Source organism: Caballeronia arationis (assembly GCF_001544975.2).
GTDB lineage: Bacteria > Pseudomonadota > Gammaproteobacteria > Burkholderiales > Burkholderiaceae > Caballeronia > Caballeronia arationis.
In genome coordinates this window covers 133,014-149,602 of the sequence record NZ_FCOG02000002.1, presented here as the reverse complement: position 1 = coordinate 149,602, position 16,589 = coordinate 133,014, and the positions used below count along the sequence as shown (strand labels likewise).

Below are 16,589 nucleotides of genomic sequence, written 5' to 3'. Positions count from 1 at the left end.
TTCCGTCAGCGCCACTTTCGCGTAGCGAGAGACGGCCGTGACAACAGCCCGCGGAAACGGGCCCTCAAGTAAAAAATGCTCCCTTCGGAGCATTTTTTTGAGCCTGCAGATAGGGCATCACTACGTCATAGACCAAGGTGGCCCGGCATAAACCTTCCGCCGGACCATCAGGCCGACGACGCTGAACACGGACGTCGACGAGTCCGGTCAGCGAGTTCCGCCAGACCGGCAGCATGCTCAGATGCGTCGCGCTTCCACGACGTGCCGCCACCTGCCAATGAGGTACACCGCGAGCGGCAGGATCGCTGCGAGCGGAAGCCAGCGCAAGGCGGCCTGAAGACCAATCGCATCCGCTACCACGCCGGTAAAAAACGGCCCCGCTGCGAGACCCAATATATTGTTGAACAACGTCAGCGTGGCAAATGCCGAGCCGTGGATGGCCGGCCGTGTGGCCCCCGCAATGATCGCGCTGCATGTGCCGAACGAACTGGCAAGGAAGAACACAGCGAGTGCAAGAAGCACGAGTTGCATATCGCCCGGTGGCAAGCGGAACGCGACCGCCGACAGGACGCCTAGCGCGAGGCAATAGCCCACGGCCATGTTCCACCGCTTGAGCACCGACTCCCCGCTGATGCGGTCGGTTATCACGCCGCACATGAGTTGGCCCAGGCCGCTGACGAGGACGAGCCCTGCCGCCACGACGGCCGCTTTGCTGACAGGCATGCCCCAGTATCGATACAGATAGCTGGGGAGCCACACAAAAAGCGTGCCCTGAATGAAGACTTGCAAGGCGGAGCCGAGGTACGCGCAAAAAACGGAACGGGACGGAAAGAGGCCCGAGAACAGCGCGCGCGGGGTCAGCCTCACTTGTCCGTACACCGGCTTTCCGCTCGCGTCGTCGGGCCGCGCCCGCGAAAGCCTGCGTTCCGTGACGACGACACAATAGATGCTCACAAGGACAAAGCCGAAGATTGCCATCAGGCCCATCGACCAGCGCCAGCCAAAGTGCGTCGCGATGATGCCGGAAAGCGAAACACCGAGCACCGACCCAAACGCGGCGGCAGATGTAAATCCACCGGCAATGGTAGAGCGCAGACGCTTCGGAAACACACTCATGAGCATCGCGATACCCACGCTCCCGTAGGCGGCCTCGCCGACACCCACGAAGATCCGCGCGACGAACATCTCGTTGTAGTTGCTGGCGATGGCACATCCGAGCGTGGCAAAACTCCACAGCGCAGCCATCAGCGCAATGCTTCTGACACGTCCCCAGCGGTCGGCCATGATGGAAAACGGCAGCGTCAGCACGCCCACCGCCAGCGGCACCACGCTGCTGATCGAACCCAACTGCGTGTCGGACATCTGCCACTGCACTTTCAAAATCGGGAACAGGGCATTGATCGCCTGTCGCGACATGTAGTCCGACAGCAACAGGCCGAACATCAACGCGAATACCACCCACGCGTAGGTTCGGGCACCTCTCGTAGCCGCAGCCGACTCGGCCGGCATTGCGTTACTCGTATGCAGGTTCAATTCCGTCTCCTCCAGTGAATCACGAAAATCATATCGAATAGTGTGATCTGGCATCGTCTGCCGGTGTGTTTTGGGCAGCGCCCCAGACAATCAGAAGCTGTGCCGGATGCCGACCATGGCTGCCGTCGTCGACACACCCGGCGCAACGATCTGCCCGTAAGCAATCATCTGATTCATGCGCCCCCTGTTGATGACCTCGCCCACTTGCCCGTACAACTGCGTCTGTTTCGACAAGGAATAGTCCCCGCCGATGACGTACAAGGCCGAATGATTGGCCGAGTCGTTCATGTCCTTCATGTAGTAAAAACCGCTCGTCACCTGAAAGGCAGGGAAGAAGCGATAGCCAAATCCGGCCGAGTACAACTGCAGGTCGGTCTGTCCGGTATTGGATGGGTTCTTCCCGCTGCTAAAGGAGCCGGATACCGTGAAGCCATTGAATCGGTAGAGGGCGCCCAGATAAAGCAGCCGGTTGTTGTCAAGCCCCGTCGGTGCGACGCCGGGCGCGAGGTTGGTGTCGTGCCCGAAGTAGTAGCCGGCCGAGAGGTTCAGGCCGCCATACGCGTATTGCAGCACCGCGGACTCGCGTGTGCCACCCTGGAACTGGCCTGCCACCCCCCCGGGCGCATACTCCAGCGCCAGTGTCATGCCTGCGAATTTCGGGCTGCGATAGACGATTGCGTTGCTGTCATAGAGCGCCCCGATCGGCACATTGGTGTTGGTGCCAGACCATCCCGACACCGCGCTTATGCTGATCCACGCGGTAAGGATGCTGCCGAAGTAATGGCCTTCGCGCGCATCGGTCGTCGACATCGCGTTGATGATTGGCGCGAACTGCCTGCCGATCGTGACCGCCCCGAACGGACCCGAAATACCGACAGTCGCGATCTGGTTGAACGCGGCACCGACACCCGTCGTATCGCTGAGACCGAACTTTCCCGAGCCGCTGTCGAACACGCCTTGCAGGCGGAAGTTCGCCCGATATCCGCCGCCGAGATCCTCGGAGCCCTGCATTCCCCAGATGCTCGAATGCATGCCCGCGTCCTTGTAGCGAACGATCTTTCCGGTGTTGGGAGCCGTGGGACTGAAGGATGCCGCAGCCGAACTTTGGTAGAGGATGCCGGCGTCGATAGCCCCATAGAGGGTAACGGACGACTGCGCATGAGCACTGCCGCTCAATAGCGACAGCAGTCCGATACCGACGATTTCCCGCTTCATAGTGTCTCCTTGACACGCCTGTCACTTGATTTGGACGCGATGTGTGACTTGCAGGCCGCCCGACGAATCGAGCGCGCGTCTGCAACGGCGCGTATTGCGTTGCCGAACACCGATAACGCAATCATCCGCCAAAATTATTTATGTCGACATTAATATTTATACTTAGTCGACCTGGGAGCAGGAATCGTATAGGGGTCGCGACGGAAAATTCCTGCGCACATATTCATGTCGACATTAATATTAGAACCGTCTAGACTGAAGCGACGATGGTCTCGCACGTCGCGCCGATGCGATGTCAAGGAACGGAGGGACTCAAATGCTGTCGACACTGTCGCGTGTGACGATTCTGATGCGCAAAGCCCTGGCTGTCGGGCAGTTTGCGTCAGAGTTCTCCCAGGGAGGCAATACCACTCCGATGATCCATGAAGCGCTTTGCTACAGCTGCATGCTCGGCATCGTGACGACGATTCACCATGACGCCGCGCCGAAGGAAGCGTGAAGCGCTGCGAGGCAACACGATCGGTTGCCCCGCAGCGCCGGCGAACCTCCTCCTACGCCTGCTTCTGGATCAGGCGAGCTAGTGGCGCAAGCGGGCCGACCGGCGTCAGTTCGAACGTCATGAAGCCGCCTTCTGACAGGGGAAGCTCGGACACCGCCGTCTTGGCTTCATCGACGGACGCCACGTTCATGAGAAAGATCACGCCGGGGCGGTCCTGGCGAAACCAGAACTGCTCGATTTTTCCGTCGAGGTAAAGCTGCAGGGTGTCCGGAACCTCTTTGGGCATGATCTGCTGCTGTTGTTCCGGCGTGAGCGGGTTGATGATCGTTCCGACAGCAAAAACTTTCATGAGTGATCTCCTTGTTCAAGCTCTGTTGCGACGTGCAACGGTGATCACTCTAGCGATCAACCCAGAAAGACGGTATCGTCGTAAATGACAACTTTGTGGTCATTTACGCCATGCGCATATCTGTACTCGCCCTCGAAGGGGTGTTCGACACCGGACTCGCCGTTACGCTCGATGCCCTGCGAGCCGCGAATAGCCTTTCGGCCCGGACCATGGGCGGATCGCCTCGCTTTGATGTGTCGATCGTCGGGGTCCGCAGGAAGGTCAGCTCAGGCCAGGGATTTACGATCCCGGTACAAGCGATAACGCCGGATCTGAAGCCCGATTGGGTCATCGTCCCAGCGCTGAGCACCACGACTCCGGACCAGTTGGTCCCCGCTCTCGGGCGATCGGATGTCGTCCAGGCCATGGCTCAGTTAGTCAGGTGGCGTGCCGGGGGCGCATTCATCGCCGCTTCGTGTATCGGGACTTTCGTTCTGGCAGAAGCCGGCCTGCTCGATCATCGAGAGGCGACGACGACCTGGTCGCTCGCCCCGCTGTTTCGTCAGCGCTACCCGAATGTCCTGCTCGATGAATCGCGCATGCTTGTGGCAACGGAGGTCGGCGTCACGGCCGGCGCAGCGATGGGACATCTCGATCTCGCTCTCTGGTTAATACGCAAAGCCAGCCCGGATCTGGCGACCGTCGTTTCACGCTATCTGCTCGCGGATATCCGCAGTTCACAGGCGCCCTACATCATCCCCAATCATCTGGCGCAGGCGGATCCGCTCACCCAGCGCTTCGAACAATGGTCGCGACAACATCTCAAGTCCGGGTTCTCGTTGCAGGAGGCCGCCAACGCATTGGCGACGAGCCCGCGCTCCTTGCAACGCCGATGTCAGGAGGTGCTCGGCAAATCGCCCCTGGCCTATTTCCAGGATCTTCGTGTCGAACGCGCGCAGTCTCTTCTCCATGGCAGCGGCCTGGACATCGACGCCATCGCAGCCGAGGTCGGTTACGTCGACGGAGCCACCTTGCGAACCCTCTTGCGCCAACGCCTGGGACGCGGTGTGCGCGAACTGCGCGCCGACCTTCGCTGACCGCGGGCTGACCGTGGGCTGATCTTCACCAGCGTCCGGTACGGCCGAGGTTCGCGCGCGCCGCCTGCGACACGGCTGAATTCATTGGGCTCGCGCAGGCGGGATACGACTCATGCATGGCGGATTCTCATGACATATCGAGCTATCAAATCGCTTCCGGAAACCTAAACTTAGTTCATCCTCGATCAGGGAAAATACCGATGTTTTGAACTGAAACATCGCAAGGGGAGAAGTCCGCGGGACACGGCGATCGTGTCGCAGATCATCGGACGAGGCTCTCCCTGTACTGATCCACGAGGTGCCTGCGATGGACTCTGATCCAAGCCGACGCGCGTTCGTATGCCAACGGATCTTCCATCCTTGAGGTGAGAGGGAGCTAGCGGTGAACGAAGACTTCCCGTGGGACTATCTGCTCGAATACATCGAGGACGGCAAGGTCGTGCCGATACTTGGCCAGGAACTCGTGCAAGCGGACTACCAGGGGCGCCAGGTTTCCCTGCAGCGGCTGATCGCCGAGCGCCTCGCGGAGCGCGAAAAGCTCGCGGTCACATGGACGCCCTACTTCGAACTCAACGACGCAGTCGGCGCTTATCTCGAAAAGCCCCAGACAAGACTCGCGGGACTTTACGATCGCGTGGGAAGCCTGTTGAAGGGCCTGTCGCCGCCGTTTCCCGTACCACCCGCGTTGAAACAGCTCGCGCAAATCCGGCGACTGGAACTGTTCGTAAGCCTCACCTTCGATTCCCTGATGGCGCGCGCACTGGATCAGGTCCGGTACGGCGGCCAGCCCGTGACGCGCGAAATCGAGTTCTCGCTCAACCAGTCCACGGCGGCCCAGACAGAAGCATTGCTGCCGCGCTCGAGCGCGGCACCGGTCGTCTTCAGCCTGTTCGGCCGTGCCGGCGGCAAATCCGATTTCGCGATCCACGACGAGGACCAGCTCGAGTTCATCCACCGTTTCGTGAGCGGCGACGTGCCGCCGCCCGAATGGCTGCTCTCAGAGCTGCGTAACAGCCACCTGCTGCTGCTCGGTGCCCACTTCCCAGACTGGCTCGGACGCTTCATCCTGCGCGCAGCGACGCGCGACCGCCTGCGCGTCGCACAGCGCGCGTATTTCAGCGCCGGAGAAGCAGCCCCCTCGGATTCCGCTCTCCCCGAGTTTCTGCGACGCTTCGGACGGGAAACCGAAATCAACATCTACGCCGGGACAGCCGCGGCATTCGTCGCGGAACTGCTCGAACGCTGGCTGGAGCGCAATCCCGAAACGTCTCGAACGGAGACGAGCCGACCCGATGCGGATTCGCGTGGCGGCAGCATTTTCATCAGCTATGGGCGCGAGAATCTGAACGAGGTGGAACGGCTGCACGCATGCATCTCGGCGCTCGGCGGCGACGTATGGTTCGACAAAGTCGAACTGGAGCCGGGGGATTACTGGGAGCGCAAGATTCTTCCGCAGATCCAGCGCGACGTGCGGCTCTTCCTGCCAGTGATTTCCGAGCGCACCACGAACCGCGTGCGAACGTCGGAGGGCTACGTCTTCCAGGAGTGGAGCGAGGCATTCAAACGCAAGCGGCGGATGCCGGGACGCAAATTCATCATGCCGGTGGTGATCGACGCTGATTACACCGGCGACTTGAAGCGCTACCAGGCACTCTACGATGTCTTTCCCGATCTGCAGGAGGTGCAGCCGGGACACGCGCCCGGCGGCAAGCCAGACGCGGCGCTGGAGATGTCCCTTGTCGAAGAGATTCGCGCCATGCGACGCGAAGACGCGAGATGAGCACGCCGGGCGGCTCTCCTTCGCCGCAACTCGACCCGCAGAACCCGTGGCCGGGCCTTGCGTCCTACGACGAATCCTCGCAGGAGTTCTTCAGCGGTCGCCGGGCGGAATCGGACGAGCTTCTGCGCCGCATCGTCGACGAGTCAGTCACGGTGCTGTTCGGCAAGTCGGGGCTCGGCAAATCGTCGCTCCTCAAGGCCGGCGTCTTTCCGCGGTTGCGCGACAAGGGTTATCTGCCCGTGTTCGTCCGGCTGCAGGTCCGACCCGGCGCCGCACCACTCGTCGAGCAACTGTGTCTCGCGTTCTTCGAGACGTTGCGAGCTCAGGAAGTGGCTCATGAGCCGCCAGCGGCCGGACAGTCGCTGTGGGCTTACCTGCACGCGCCCGGGCTCGAATTCTGGACGAAGCTCAACCGGATGGCGCGCCCGGTATTCGTGCTCGATCAGTTCGAAGAACTGTTCACGCTCGGGCGCTCCATGCCGGCCGAGGTCACGACTTTTCGCGAGGCGCTTGCGGACCTTGCCGAAAACCGGATCCCGGCCGAACTCGCACGGCGCCTGAAAGAGCGTGCCGTAAGCGACGAGGAAATTGACAAGGAGGCGATGCCGTACAAGATCGTCTTGTCGCTGCGCGAGGACTTTCTCGCCGATCTCGAAGGCTGGCGCCCGATCATGCCTTCGCTGCGCCGCAACCGAATGCGCCTCTTGCCGATGGGCACCGAGCAGGCGCTGCAGGCGGTCTACAACGAACGCACGGACCATCTGGTCGACGAACTGCTCGCGCACAGAATCGTCGCCTTTTTGTCGCTGGGCGCAGCGGACGAGGCCGGCGCCACGGCCGACCCGGGCGCCCCGCGCACGGTCGAGCCCGCGCTCCTCAGCCTGTTTTGCCGCGGCGTCAACGAGCATCGCAAGCTGGCTGGCGCGGAGCGCATCACCGAGGCGATGTTCGAGGGCGAGAAGGACACCATCGTTACCGGGTTCTACCGCCGAAGCCTGCAGGTCTATCCCGATCGGGTCCGGCACTTCGTCGAAGAAAAGCTCATTACGGAACATGGCTACCGGAACAGCTATTCGGTGGACGACGCGATCGTCAATGGCTTTGTCACTGCCGAGGAGATCGCCGCGCTGGTAGACGGGCGGCTGCTTCGTCAGGAGCAGCAACACGGAACGAACCGGGTCGAGCTCACCCATGACATTCTCACCAAGGCCGCGCTGGAAGAGCGCGACCGCCGCCGTGCGGACGAGCGCGTGCTCGCCGAGCGGCGACAAAAGAGCAAGCTGCGGCGCGTTATCGCAGTGAGCGGACTGGCGATCGCGGCGTTCTCCGGCCTTGCGCTTTCCGCGTATTGGGCTAAAACGGACGCGCAAGCCGAGCGCAGCCGCGCGCAGTCCAGGGAGCTGGCGGCGCTCGCCGGCACGGCCCAGGATCCGGAAGTCGGCGTCCTGCTCGCGCTGGAGGGACTGAAGCGCGCCGACACGAGCGAGGCGCGCTCGGCGTTGCTTGCTTCCGGGCAATATCTCTGGCCCTCGGAAAAGCTGGGTCCGGACCAGCTCGGCGGCGAGGCAAAAGTCGTTGCGCTCAACCCGGATGGCGATCTGCTGGCCGTCCTCGCGGGAAACTCCACCCTGACCGTATGGGACCTGAACGTTCCGGAGCCGCGAAGGCTCTGGTCCTCGAAGCCCGATCTCAACGATGCCATGTTCATCGCGTTCAGTCCGGATCAGACCAAGCTGGCGGTCGCGCGCGCCGGATCGGTCGACCTGTTCGACTCGCGCAGCGGTACGCTGTCGGGTTCTCTGCCACAGTCCGCGATTCGCGATCGCGCGCTCCTCGTGTTCAGCCCGGACGGGAGATGGCTCGCGTCGATCCAGAAGGACGATCACATCTGGGTGTGGGACTACCGCGATCCAAGCGCGGACGTCATGAAAGTCGGGGCAGAGGGACTGCTCGCGATCGGTCTTTCTCAGGACGGCAAGACCATCGTCGGCGCCGGCTTCAAGGAGCACTTGTTCGCGCAGCGGATTGAACGACAGCAGGACGGCAACTGGGTCTCCACGCCGATCGACTTCACTCGCTGCCTGCAGCCGAAATCCGTGTCGCCGGGCGCGAAAACCTCTTCCGCCAACTTCAGGGCAACCACTTGCGAGTACACCGTGGCGCAAGGGAACGAGCCTCTCAATGCGGGCACGGGCGACGACCGCCAGATCAATGACGTGGTCTGGAGTCCCGGAGGCGGAGCATTCGTCGAGTACCTCGATTCGGGAGATATCGTCGTCGCGGAAGGAAGACCGAACGCGGTGCACGGAGAGATCCGCATCAAGGGCGCGGAGCCGAGGACTGCCGGTAACAACGCAGGGCTGCTCTCGGTCACGGACGATACTGCCCGGGTCGCGCTCGTCGATCAGGACGGCGTTGTCCATATCTACTCGACGAGCAAGCTGCTGCTCGCGATACTCGGCGACCCAAGGTACTTCGACGCTTCGCCCGACGGCCGGTGGGTCGTGCTCTCGCGTCGGGGCAAAGCCTGGATCGATGTGATCGAGGTGCCGGCCGCCGACGGCAAGCGGGCCAGGCAGACGCGGATCCAGTTGCCCGACGAGCCCAGGGAGCTGCGCTTCGCGCGCGACAGCGTCGTCGCCGTCGTCACAAAGGAGAAGCGCGATACGACCTACGTGCTCGACCCGGCAACCGGCGCATATCGGTTTGCGCCGGTTGCGGGTGGTGCAAGTATCCTCGGCCGCGACGGCGAACTGCTGTTGATCACAGGTCAGGAGCCCGGGCCAGCCAAAGTGATCAGAACCCGCGACGGTGCGGTCGTGACGCCCTGGAAGGAGCAACCCGGAGGCGTTCGGTCTTCGTTCATTGCCTCGCCGTCGGGCACCGCGCTGGGCGTTTTTCGCAGGTCCGCGGCCGGCCCCGCGCACGCGGAGATCGCCGTCTATGCGGTTCGCGACGAACAACTCGTGCCGACGGGGCAAATCGTGGACCTGCCTCCCCGCGCAACCGTGAAAATCGACGACGACGGCCAGTCGGTGATCGTGAGGTTCCACACGACCGGTGATCCCCCCAGTGTCTGGCCGCTGTCGGCTTCGGCGCCGACGAGCGTGAAGGATCTGGCGAAGTCGCATCCGGCGCCCAAGGAGGACGACGAAACGCGCGTCAGTCCGCTCGGGCGATTCGAGATCCAGAACTCTCCTTCCGGTGGTCATGACCGGACGCGCGGCTTCGAGGTCGTGCGGCGTTCGGGCGGCGCCCTGATCAAGCGCCTCGGCGACTCGCGCTCGAAGTTCAGCACCGACGACCGATGGCTGGCCTACTGGAACACGAAGGGCGTTAGCGTGCTCGACCTGGCATCAGGCGACACGGCCTTCAGTCTCGATTTCGCGAATGTCGAGGGGGTCAAGTTCAACCCGCGCAACACCATTCTGGCGGTCGAGCTCAACTCAGGAACCATGCTGGTTCCGCTCGAACGCGCAATGATGGAGCGCTTCGCCCGCTCGCTGACCAAGCGCGGACTGAGCGCACAGGAGAAGTGCGCCTACGGGCTTGGCGACACGAATTGCCGGGAGCAGGTAGCGATCTCGCGAACACGCGGCCCGACGCAGCAGGCCACGTCCGGCAAGCCTGCCAAGGCGTCCGAGGCCACCGCGCAGTAGCTTCCGGCATGCCTCGGTGCGTTCAACACCGGCACGAAGCTCGACGAAACCAGCACCCCGAGTGCGTCGCTCGCATGAAAGCGGCCGGGCCTCGTTCGATCATGATCCGCGACCTCAGCCCATCAGCGTATCGACGAGCAATTTGACGTTCAGCACCACGATGACGCCCGCAACGAGCCACGCGAGCAGCGCGACCCAGCCCGGCACGACGAAGGCGCCCATCTTCCGCTTGTCGGAGACGAAGCGCACGAGCGGGACGATGGCGAACGGAAGCTGCATCGAAAGGATCACCTGGCTCAGCACGAGCAGTTGCGCCGTGCCCTTCTCGCCGTAGAGCGCCGTGACCACGACCACCGGCACGATCGCGATGCCGCGCGTGATCAGCCGCCGCGCCCAATTGGGAATGCGCAAACGGAGAAAACCTTCCATCACGATCTGACCGGCGAGCGTCGCGGTGACCGTCGAATTCAGGCCGGAAGCGAGCAGCGCGAGCGCGAAGAGCGTCGACGCGATCGAAAGACCGAGGAGCGGCGACAGCAGCCGGAATGCGTCGCCGATTTCGGCCACTTCCGTGTGTCCTGTTGCATGAAACACCGTCGCCGCGACGATCAGGATCGCCGCGTTGATGAAGAGCGCGAGCATCAGCGCGATGGTGCTGTCGGCGGTGGCCCAGCGGATCGCGTCGCGGCGACCGGTGTCGTTCGGCTCGTATGCGCGCGTCTGCACGACCGACGAATGCAGATACAGGTTGTGCGGCATCACGGTCGCCCCGATGATGCCGATCGCCACATAAAGCATCTCGGGATTCGTCACGATGACGGTCGTGGGCACGAAGCCGCGCAGCACGGCGGCGACGGGCGGCGCCGCGGCGACGATCTGCACCGCGAAGCACACCGCTATCACGACGAGCAGCGCGATCACGAACGCTTCGAGGAAGCGAAAGCCGCGGTTCATCAGGAGCAGCAGCAGGAAGGCGTCTAGCGCGGTGATGAGCGCGCCCGCGATCAGCGGAATGCCGAACAGCAGTTGCAGCGCGATCGCCGTGCCGATCACTTCGGCAAGGTCGCACGCGATGATCGCCGCCTCGCACGCGAGCCACAGCGCGAAGTTGACCGGCTTCGAATAATGGTCGCGGCAGGCCTGCGCGAGGTCGCGCCCGGTCGCGATGCCGAGGCGCACCGCCAGCGCCTGCAACAGGATTGCCATCAGGTTCGACAGCAGGATGACCGCGAGCAGCGTGTAGCCGAAACGCGAGCCGCCGGCGAGATCGGTGGCCCAGTTGCCCGGGTCCATGTAGCCGACGGAGATCATGTAGCCGGGTCCGGCGAACGCCAGGAAACGCCGCAGCCACAGGCCGCCCGACGGTACGGCGATCGACGAATACACCTCCGGCAGGCTGTGCCGGAAGGCTTCCTCGGGCCGGGCGTGCTTCCACGCGGGCGGCTCGGAAGGCGGTACGGCAGAGTCTCGGACGTCGGGCATCGATGCGCGCTCCAGCGCTGTCGGCGGGTCTGCCACGCAATATGCGCCGGGCGTGCGGAAGATTCAAGCGGGATTCTTCATACGCGACCGGCGGGCGTTTCGTCTAGAGCTGCGGGTCGAGTAGCGCCACAACGCGCTCGATGAGCTTCTCCGTGAGCGGGCGCCGGTTCCAGTCGTCGAGCGTGACGCGCTGCGACTTTGCGATGTCGTCGGCGAGAATCGACGTCTGCAGTTTCGCGAAGTCGCGGTCGTAGATGTTGAGATTCGCCTCGTCGTTGAGCTTGAACGAGCGGCTGTCGAAATTGGTCGAGCCCACGGACACCAGATATTCGTCGACGATCAGAAGCTTGCAGTGAAACATCGTCGGCTGGTATTCGTAGATCTCGACGCCCGCCTTCAGCAGATCGCCCCATCCCGCTCGCGACGCCTCGCGGACCGTGTGGGTGTCGATGTGCTTGCCCGGCGTCACGATCTGCACCTTCACGCCGCGCCGCGTCGCCTCGACGATCGCGTTGATCGTCAGCTTGTCGGGCACGAAGTACGCGCTCGCGAGATGGATCGTGTGCGTCGCGGCGGTGATCGCCATCAGGTACATGAGCTGCATGTCGTCGCTGCCGCCCGAGGGCGAACTGCTGAACATGTGCGCGATGCCCTCGCCCGCCGGCGCGATCTCCGGGAAGTACTCGGGGCCGTGCAGGACGTTGCCGGACGCCTTGATCCAGTTGTCCATGAAGACGGCCTGCATGTGGCCCGCCACCGGCCCTTCGACCCGAAAATGCGTATCGCGCCAGTGCTTCTCGTCCTGTGCGTGCCCGGTCCATTCCTCCGCGATGCCGACGCCGCCCGTGAAACCGACATGCCCGTCGATCACGAGCAGCTTGCGGTGCGTGCGGTCGTTCATGCGGCCAAGGCCGGTCCAGTGCGGCTTGTGATACTGGATCACTTCGGCGCCCGAGTCCCGCAGCATGCGCAGATAACGCTTGTCCATCTTCGACGACCCGACCCAGTCGAGCAGCACATGCACCGCGACGCCCGCGCGCGCCTTGTCGGAGAGGGCTGCGGCGAACTCCTCGCCGATCTCGCCCGACCAGTAGATGAACGTTTCGAACGTGATGGTCTTCTGCGCCGAGCGGATGCCCGCGAGCATCGAAGGGAAAATCTCGTCGCCGTTCACGAGCACGTCGAAGCGGTTGCCGTCTTCGACGGGCGGGCCGAGCAGCAGGCTCATCGAACGCGGGAACTGCGGGTCGTCGCTGGCATAGCGGCGCTCGATCGTGTGCTCGATCTTCTTCTCACCGCTCGTGAGATTGGCGACGACCAGCACGACGACCAGCGTCGCGCACGCGACGACCGCGGCGGTGCTGAGGATGGTGGTCAGCATGCTTTACCCGATGTCTTATGAATGTTCGAGGGTGATGCTGTAAAAAGCGGCTGCATGGGGCCGGGCAGCATATTCTGCGCCACCGACCGCAAGCTACCCGTCAACTTCGGGCAAACACTTATGGCACGACCGTTCATATTGCCAAGGGCGCGGCTCTTGTCTATGTTCGACCGCATTCACATCCGCGAATCATGAATCGAACCGATCTGAGCGGACGTGAAGGGCAATGGCAGGGTCGTCCAATCCGGCATGGCGCGCAGTACCGGATGCAGACGACTCGCCCGACATAAAACTATATGCGAACGCACTGCATGACGATGCGTTCCCGGAGACCGACAATGAACAGCACGATCGACGATCGTCCCGCCGCCGCCCCACGCGGTTTTTTCTCCAAATCCGCGACTGTCGCCCAACCCGGCTTCTCGCGCTGGATGGTCCCGCCCGCCGCGCTCGCTGTGCACCTGTGCATCGGGCAAGCGTATGCGTTTTCCGTCTTCAACGCGCCGCTCACGAAGGTGATCGGCATCACGCAGTCCGCGCCGGACGACTGGTCGATCACGACGCTCGGCTGGATCTTCTCGCTCGCGATCGTGTTTCTCGGGCTATCGGCGGCTTTCGCCGGCAAATGGCTCGAAAAGGTCGGCCCGCGCCGCACGATGTTCACCGCGGCCTGCTGCTTCGGCGGCGGCTTTCTCGTCTCCGCGCTCGGCGTGCAGCTGCATCAGATCTGACTCTTGTATCTCGGCTATGGGGTGATCGGCGGGATCGGACTGGGGCTCGGTTATGTGTCGCCGGTATCGACGCTCATCCGCTGGTTCCCCGATCGGCGCGGCATGGCGACGGGCATGGCGATCATGGGCTTCGGCGGCGGCGCGATGATCGCGGCGCCGGCCTCGGTCGCGCTGATGAACCACTTCAAGAGCGCGACGAGCATCGGCGTGGCCGAGACCTTCGTGGTGCTCGGCGTCGTGTACTTCATCTCGATGACGGTTGGCGCGCTCGCGATCCGCATCCCGCCGGCAAACTGGGCGCCGGCCGGCTGGACCCCGCCCGTCAAGGCGAACAAGATGATCACGCGCAACCACGAGCATATCGATCAGGCATTGAGGACGCCGCAGTTCTATCTGCTGTGGCTCGTGCTGTTCTTGAACGTGACGGCGGGCATCGGCGTGCTCGGGCAGGCGTCGCTGATGATTCAGGAAAGCTTCAAGGCGTCGATCACGGCGGGCGCGGCCGCGGGCTTCGTCGGCCTGTTGTCGCTCTTCAACATGGGCGGCCGCTTCGCGTGGCCGTCGACTTCGGACTGAATCGGCCGCAAGAACACCTACTTCGTGTTCTTCGCGCTCGGTGCGGTGCTGTATTTTCTGGTGCCGCAGTTCGCGGCGTCGGGCAATATCGCGCTCTTCGTGCTCGCGTACGGCGTGATCCTGTCGATGTACGGCGGCGGCTTCGCGACGGTCCCCGCCTATCTCGCCGACATGTTCGGCACGGCGTTCGTCGGCGGCATCCATGGACGGCTTTTGACCGCGTGGGCCGCGGCGGGCGTCGCGGGGCCGGTACTCGTGAACTACATCCGCGCTTATGAAGTCGAGCACGGCGTGGCAAAGGCGGAAGCGTACACGACGACGCTGCACATCATGGCGGGGCTGCTCGTCGTGGGATTCCTGTGCAACCTGCTCGTGACGCGCGTGCACGAAAAACATCACATGAACGCGTCGGCACCGGCGATCAACTGAACAGGAACCATCAAATGAACGCCAACCACGATCTCCATGCACATCCGACCAACAAGGCGCTGCTCGCGGTCTTCTGGATCTACGTGCTCGTTCCGCTCGCGTGGGGCATTACGAACACGCTCACGCAGGCGATGAAACTGTTCCACTGAAATTCGCTTTCACGGCGAGGGGTGGCGGTTCGTTCGCGCCGCCCTCTCGCCGGTTTCCTGCTACAACGGATTCAACATCGAACCGGTTGTTTCAGCGGCCGTCCACTGCCGACGTCGCCAGGCTTCGCCGCGACAGAACGCTCATGAAAAGCGTCGCGCCAACGAGTGCAACCAGATCCATTCCTGCCATCAGCCAATCCATTTCTGCCACGTTCGTTCTCCCTGGTGAAAAAAGCGCCGCGCCGTTGATGCGCGGACGTGTCGTCGGTTACTGACCTCATTTACGGCACCGGGATTAAAAGCTTGAGTCCGTGCGCTGCCGAACAGACGGGACGCAAGCGCCACGAAAAAGCGAACGACCGTACCAGCGCGCGCGGGGCGCGCGGGTGGCGTATCGTTCGGGTAGGCGGCGGCGCGCGCTTCGGCCTTTGCCGTCCGCCGGTCCCCACGACAAGACAATGCACATCCCCGCCATGAATCCATCCCGTCGCAGTTTCATGATTTACAGCATCGGCGCAGGGTCGTCGCTGCTGCTCTCGCGCGCCGCGCTCGCCGCCGGCCCGAAACTGAGCGAAACGGACCCGGCCGCGGTCGCCGTCGGCTACCGGGAAGACGTCGCGAAGGTCGACAAGGCGAAATTCCCGAACTACGCCGCCGGGCAGGATTGCAGCAATTGCTCGCTGTTCCAGGGCAAGTCGACGGACGCATGGGGCGGCTGCACGCTCTTCGGCGACAAGCAGGTCGCTGCGCACGGCTGGTGCAGCTCGTACACGAACATGTGAGCGATTTCAGCCCGCGGGTTTCGCGCGCCGCGGGCGCGCCGCGGGCGTTTTGGCGGCGGTTTTTTTCGCGGCGGCCTTTTTCGCTGCTGGCTTGTCGGCGGCGGCCTTCTGCGTCGCCGGCTGCTTCTGGACCTTCAGATCGACCGAGATCCACGTGGGCGCGTGATCGCTTGCATGGGGCCGGTCGCGCACCCAGCGATCGACGCCTGCGTCCTTCAGATGCGGTGCCATCTGCGGATTGAGCAGCAGATGGTCGATGCGCAGTCCCGAGTTCTTCTGCCAGTGCTGCCGGAAGTAATCCCAGAACGTGTAGATGCGCTCGGCCGGATGCCGCGCGCGCAGGGAATCGAGCCATCCCTGATCGAGCAGGCGCCGGTAGCATTCGCGGCTTTCGGGCTGAAGCAGCGCGTCCTTGAGCCACGACTTCGGGTTGTAGATATCCTCGTCGGTGGGCACGACGTTGAAGTCGCCCGCGAGCACCACCGGATGCCCGCTGTCATGAAGACGCGCCGCGTAGTCGATCAGGCGTTCGAACCACGCGAGCTTGTAGTCGAATTTGGGACCGGGCTGCGGATTGCCGTTCGGCAAGTAGAGGCAGCCGACCAGGACGCCATGCGCCGCCGCTTCGATATAGCGGCTGTGGGTGTCGCCCGTATCGCCCGGCAGGCCGCGCCGGCTCTCGATAGGCTCCATCCCTTTGGCCAGGATCGCGACGCCGTTCCACGACACCTGTCCGTGCCAGATCGCGCCATAACCGGCCGCGCGGATTTCGTCGATGGGAAACGCCGCGTCCGGCGCCTTCAGTTCCTGCAGGCAGGCGATATCCGGCGCTTCGCGGTCGAGCCATTCAAGCAGCGCGGGCAGGCGCGAACGGACGCCGTTGATATTGAACGTGGCGATCTTGAGCATGGCTTCGAGTGTCGTGTGTGTCGCGATACTGAGCAAGCA

Annotated in this window: 12 protein-coding genes and 1 pseudogene; 7 read left to right on the top strand and 6 right to left on the bottom strand. The window is 63.3% G+C overall.

Going from position 1 to position 16,589, the window contains the following annotated elements; all coding sequences use genetic code 11:
* Positions 1-237: 237 nt before the first annotated feature.
* A complete protein-coding gene (locus AWB81_RS01845; protein ID WP_374730466.1) occupies positions 238-1,533 on the bottom strand; it encodes an MFS transporter in 1,296 nt (431 codons plus the stop codon).
* Between the two features lie 90 nt (positions 1,534-1,623).
* Positions 1,624-2,748 (bottom strand): porin, encoded by a 1,125-nt coding sequence (locus AWB81_RS01840; RefSeq protein ID WP_062632189.1) that lies wholly within the window; start codon positions 2,746-2,748, stop codon positions 1,624-1,626.
* A 316-nt stretch (positions 2,749-3,064) separates the two neighbouring features.
* Here AWB81_RS01840 and AWB81_RS01835 point away from each other — a divergent pair, with 316 nt between their 5' ends.
* Positions 3,065-3,247: a hypothetical protein gene (locus AWB81_RS01835; protein ID WP_062632188.1), complete on the top strand. Its 183-nt coding sequence runs from the start codon at positions 3,065-3,067 to the stop codon at positions 3,245-3,247.
* 52 nt (positions 3,248-3,299) lie between these two features.
* Here the strand turns inward: AWB81_RS01835 and AWB81_RS01830 are convergent, their stop codons facing one another.
* Complete coding sequence (locus AWB81_RS01830; RefSeq protein WP_062632187.1) at positions 3,300-3,596, bottom strand: muconolactone Delta-isomerase family protein; 297 nt, start codon at positions 3,594-3,596, stop codon at positions 3,300-3,302.
* Positions 3,597-3,706: 110 nt separating this feature from the next.
* Between AWB81_RS01830 and AWB81_RS01825 the strand changes: the two genes are divergently transcribed.
* The 3 genes from AWB81_RS01825 to AWB81_RS01815 all read left to right on the top strand — a co-directional run bounded on the left by AWB81_RS01825 (position 3,707) and on the right by AWB81_RS01815 (position 10,111).
* Positions 3,707-4,672, top strand: a complete 966-nt coding sequence (locus AWB81_RS01825; protein ID WP_062632270.1) for a GlxA family transcriptional regulator — start codon at positions 3,707-3,709, stop codon at positions 4,670-4,672.
* A 382-nt stretch (positions 4,673-5,054) separates the two neighbouring features.
* Positions 5,055-6,452, top strand: coding sequence for a toll/interleukin-1 receptor domain-containing protein (locus AWB81_RS01820; protein WP_062632186.1), 1,398 nt, complete (start codon positions 5,055-5,057; stop codon positions 6,450-6,452).
* Positions 6,449-10,111, top strand: coding sequence for a WD40 repeat domain-containing protein (locus tag AWB81_RS01815; RefSeq protein ID WP_062632185.1), 3,663 nt, complete (start codon positions 6,449-6,451; stop codon positions 10,109-10,111). Before AWB81_RS01820 ends, AWB81_RS01815 begins: the two co-directional genes overlap by 4 nt.
* Positions 10,112-10,225: 114 nt before the next feature.
* Here AWB81_RS01815 and AWB81_RS01810 read toward each other — a convergent pair whose 3' ends face one another.
* Together AWB81_RS01810 and cls are read right to left on the bottom strand one after the other, a co-directional pair.
* Complete coding sequence (locus AWB81_RS01810) at positions 10,226-11,593, bottom strand: Nramp family divalent metal transporter (protein ID WP_062632184.1); 1,368 nt, start codon at positions 11,591-11,593, stop codon at positions 10,226-10,228.
* 103 nt (positions 11,594-11,696) lie between these two features.
* On the bottom strand, positions 11,697-12,974 hold the full coding sequence (gene cls / locus AWB81_RS01805; protein ID WP_062632183.1) for a cardiolipin synthase: 1,278 nt from the start codon (positions 12,972-12,974) through the stop codon (positions 11,697-11,699).
* A gap of 338 nt (positions 12,975-13,312) precedes the next feature.
* Between cls and AWB81_RS01800 the strand changes: the two are divergent.
* The 3 genes and pseudogenes from AWB81_RS01800 (at position 13,313) to AWB81_RS01790 (ending at position 15,641) form a co-directional block, all read left to right on the top strand.
* Positions 13,313-14,710, top strand: a pseudogene (locus AWB81_RS01800) (L-lactate MFS transporter).
* 14 nt (positions 14,711-14,724) lie between these two features.
* Complete coding sequence (locus AWB81_RS01795; RefSeq protein ID WP_062632182.1) at positions 14,725-14,859, top strand: MFS transporter small subunit; 135 nt, start codon at positions 14,725-14,727, stop codon at positions 14,857-14,859.
* A 473-nt stretch (positions 14,860-15,332) separates the two neighbouring features.
* Positions 15,333-15,641, top strand: a complete 309-nt coding sequence (locus AWB81_RS01790) for a high-potential iron-sulfur protein (RefSeq protein ID WP_062632269.1) — start codon at positions 15,333-15,335, stop codon at positions 15,639-15,641.
* 6 nt (positions 15,642-15,647) lie between these two features.
* Here the strand turns inward: AWB81_RS01790 and xth are convergent, their stop codons facing one another.
* Positions 15,648-16,550, bottom strand: coding sequence for an exodeoxyribonuclease III (xth, locus tag AWB81_RS01785; protein ID WP_062632181.1), 903 nt, complete (start codon positions 16,548-16,550; stop codon positions 15,648-15,650).
* Between the last annotated feature and the right edge of the window lie 39 nt (positions 16,551-16,589).

Excerpts from the sequence above, each read along its gene's own strand:
- AWB81_RS01840 (WP_062632189.1), bottom strand. The coding sequence starts at position 2,748 with ATGAAGCGGGAAATCGTCGGTATCGGACTGCTGTCGCTATTGAGCGGC.
- AWB81_RS01835 (WP_062632188.1), top strand. The coding sequence starts at position 3,065 with ATGCTGTCGACACTGTCGCGTGTGACGATTCTGATGCGCAAAGCCCTG.
- AWB81_RS01830 (WP_062632187.1), bottom strand. The coding sequence starts at position 3,596 with ATGAAAGTTTTTGCTGTCGGAACGATCATCAACCCGCTCACGCCGGAA.
- AWB81_RS01825 (WP_062632270.1), top strand. The coding sequence starts at position 3,707 with ATGCGCATATCTGTACTCGCCCTCGAAGGGGTGTTCGACACCGGACTC.
- AWB81_RS01815 (WP_062632185.1), top strand. The coding sequence starts at position 6,449 with ATGAGCACGCCGGGCGGCTCTCCTTCGCCGCAACTCGACCCGCAGAAC.
- AWB81_RS01810 (WP_062632184.1), bottom strand. The coding sequence starts at position 11,593 with ATGCCCGACGTCCGAGACTCTGCCGTACCGCCTTCCGAGCCGCCCGCG.
- cls (WP_062632183.1), bottom strand. The coding sequence starts at position 12,974 with ATGCTGACCACCATCCTCAGCACCGCCGCGGTCGTCGCGTGCGCGACG.
- AWB81_RS01795 (WP_062632182.1), top strand. The coding sequence starts at position 14,725 with ATGAACGCCAACCACGATCTCCATGCACATCCGACCAACAAGGCGCTG.
- AWB81_RS01790 (WP_062632269.1), top strand. The coding sequence starts at position 15,333 with ATGAATCCATCCCGTCGCAGTTTCATGATTTACAGCATCGGCGCAGGG.
- xth (WP_062632181.1), bottom strand. The coding sequence starts at position 16,550 with ATGCTCAAGATCGCCACGTTCAATATCAACGGCGTCCGTTCGCGCCTG.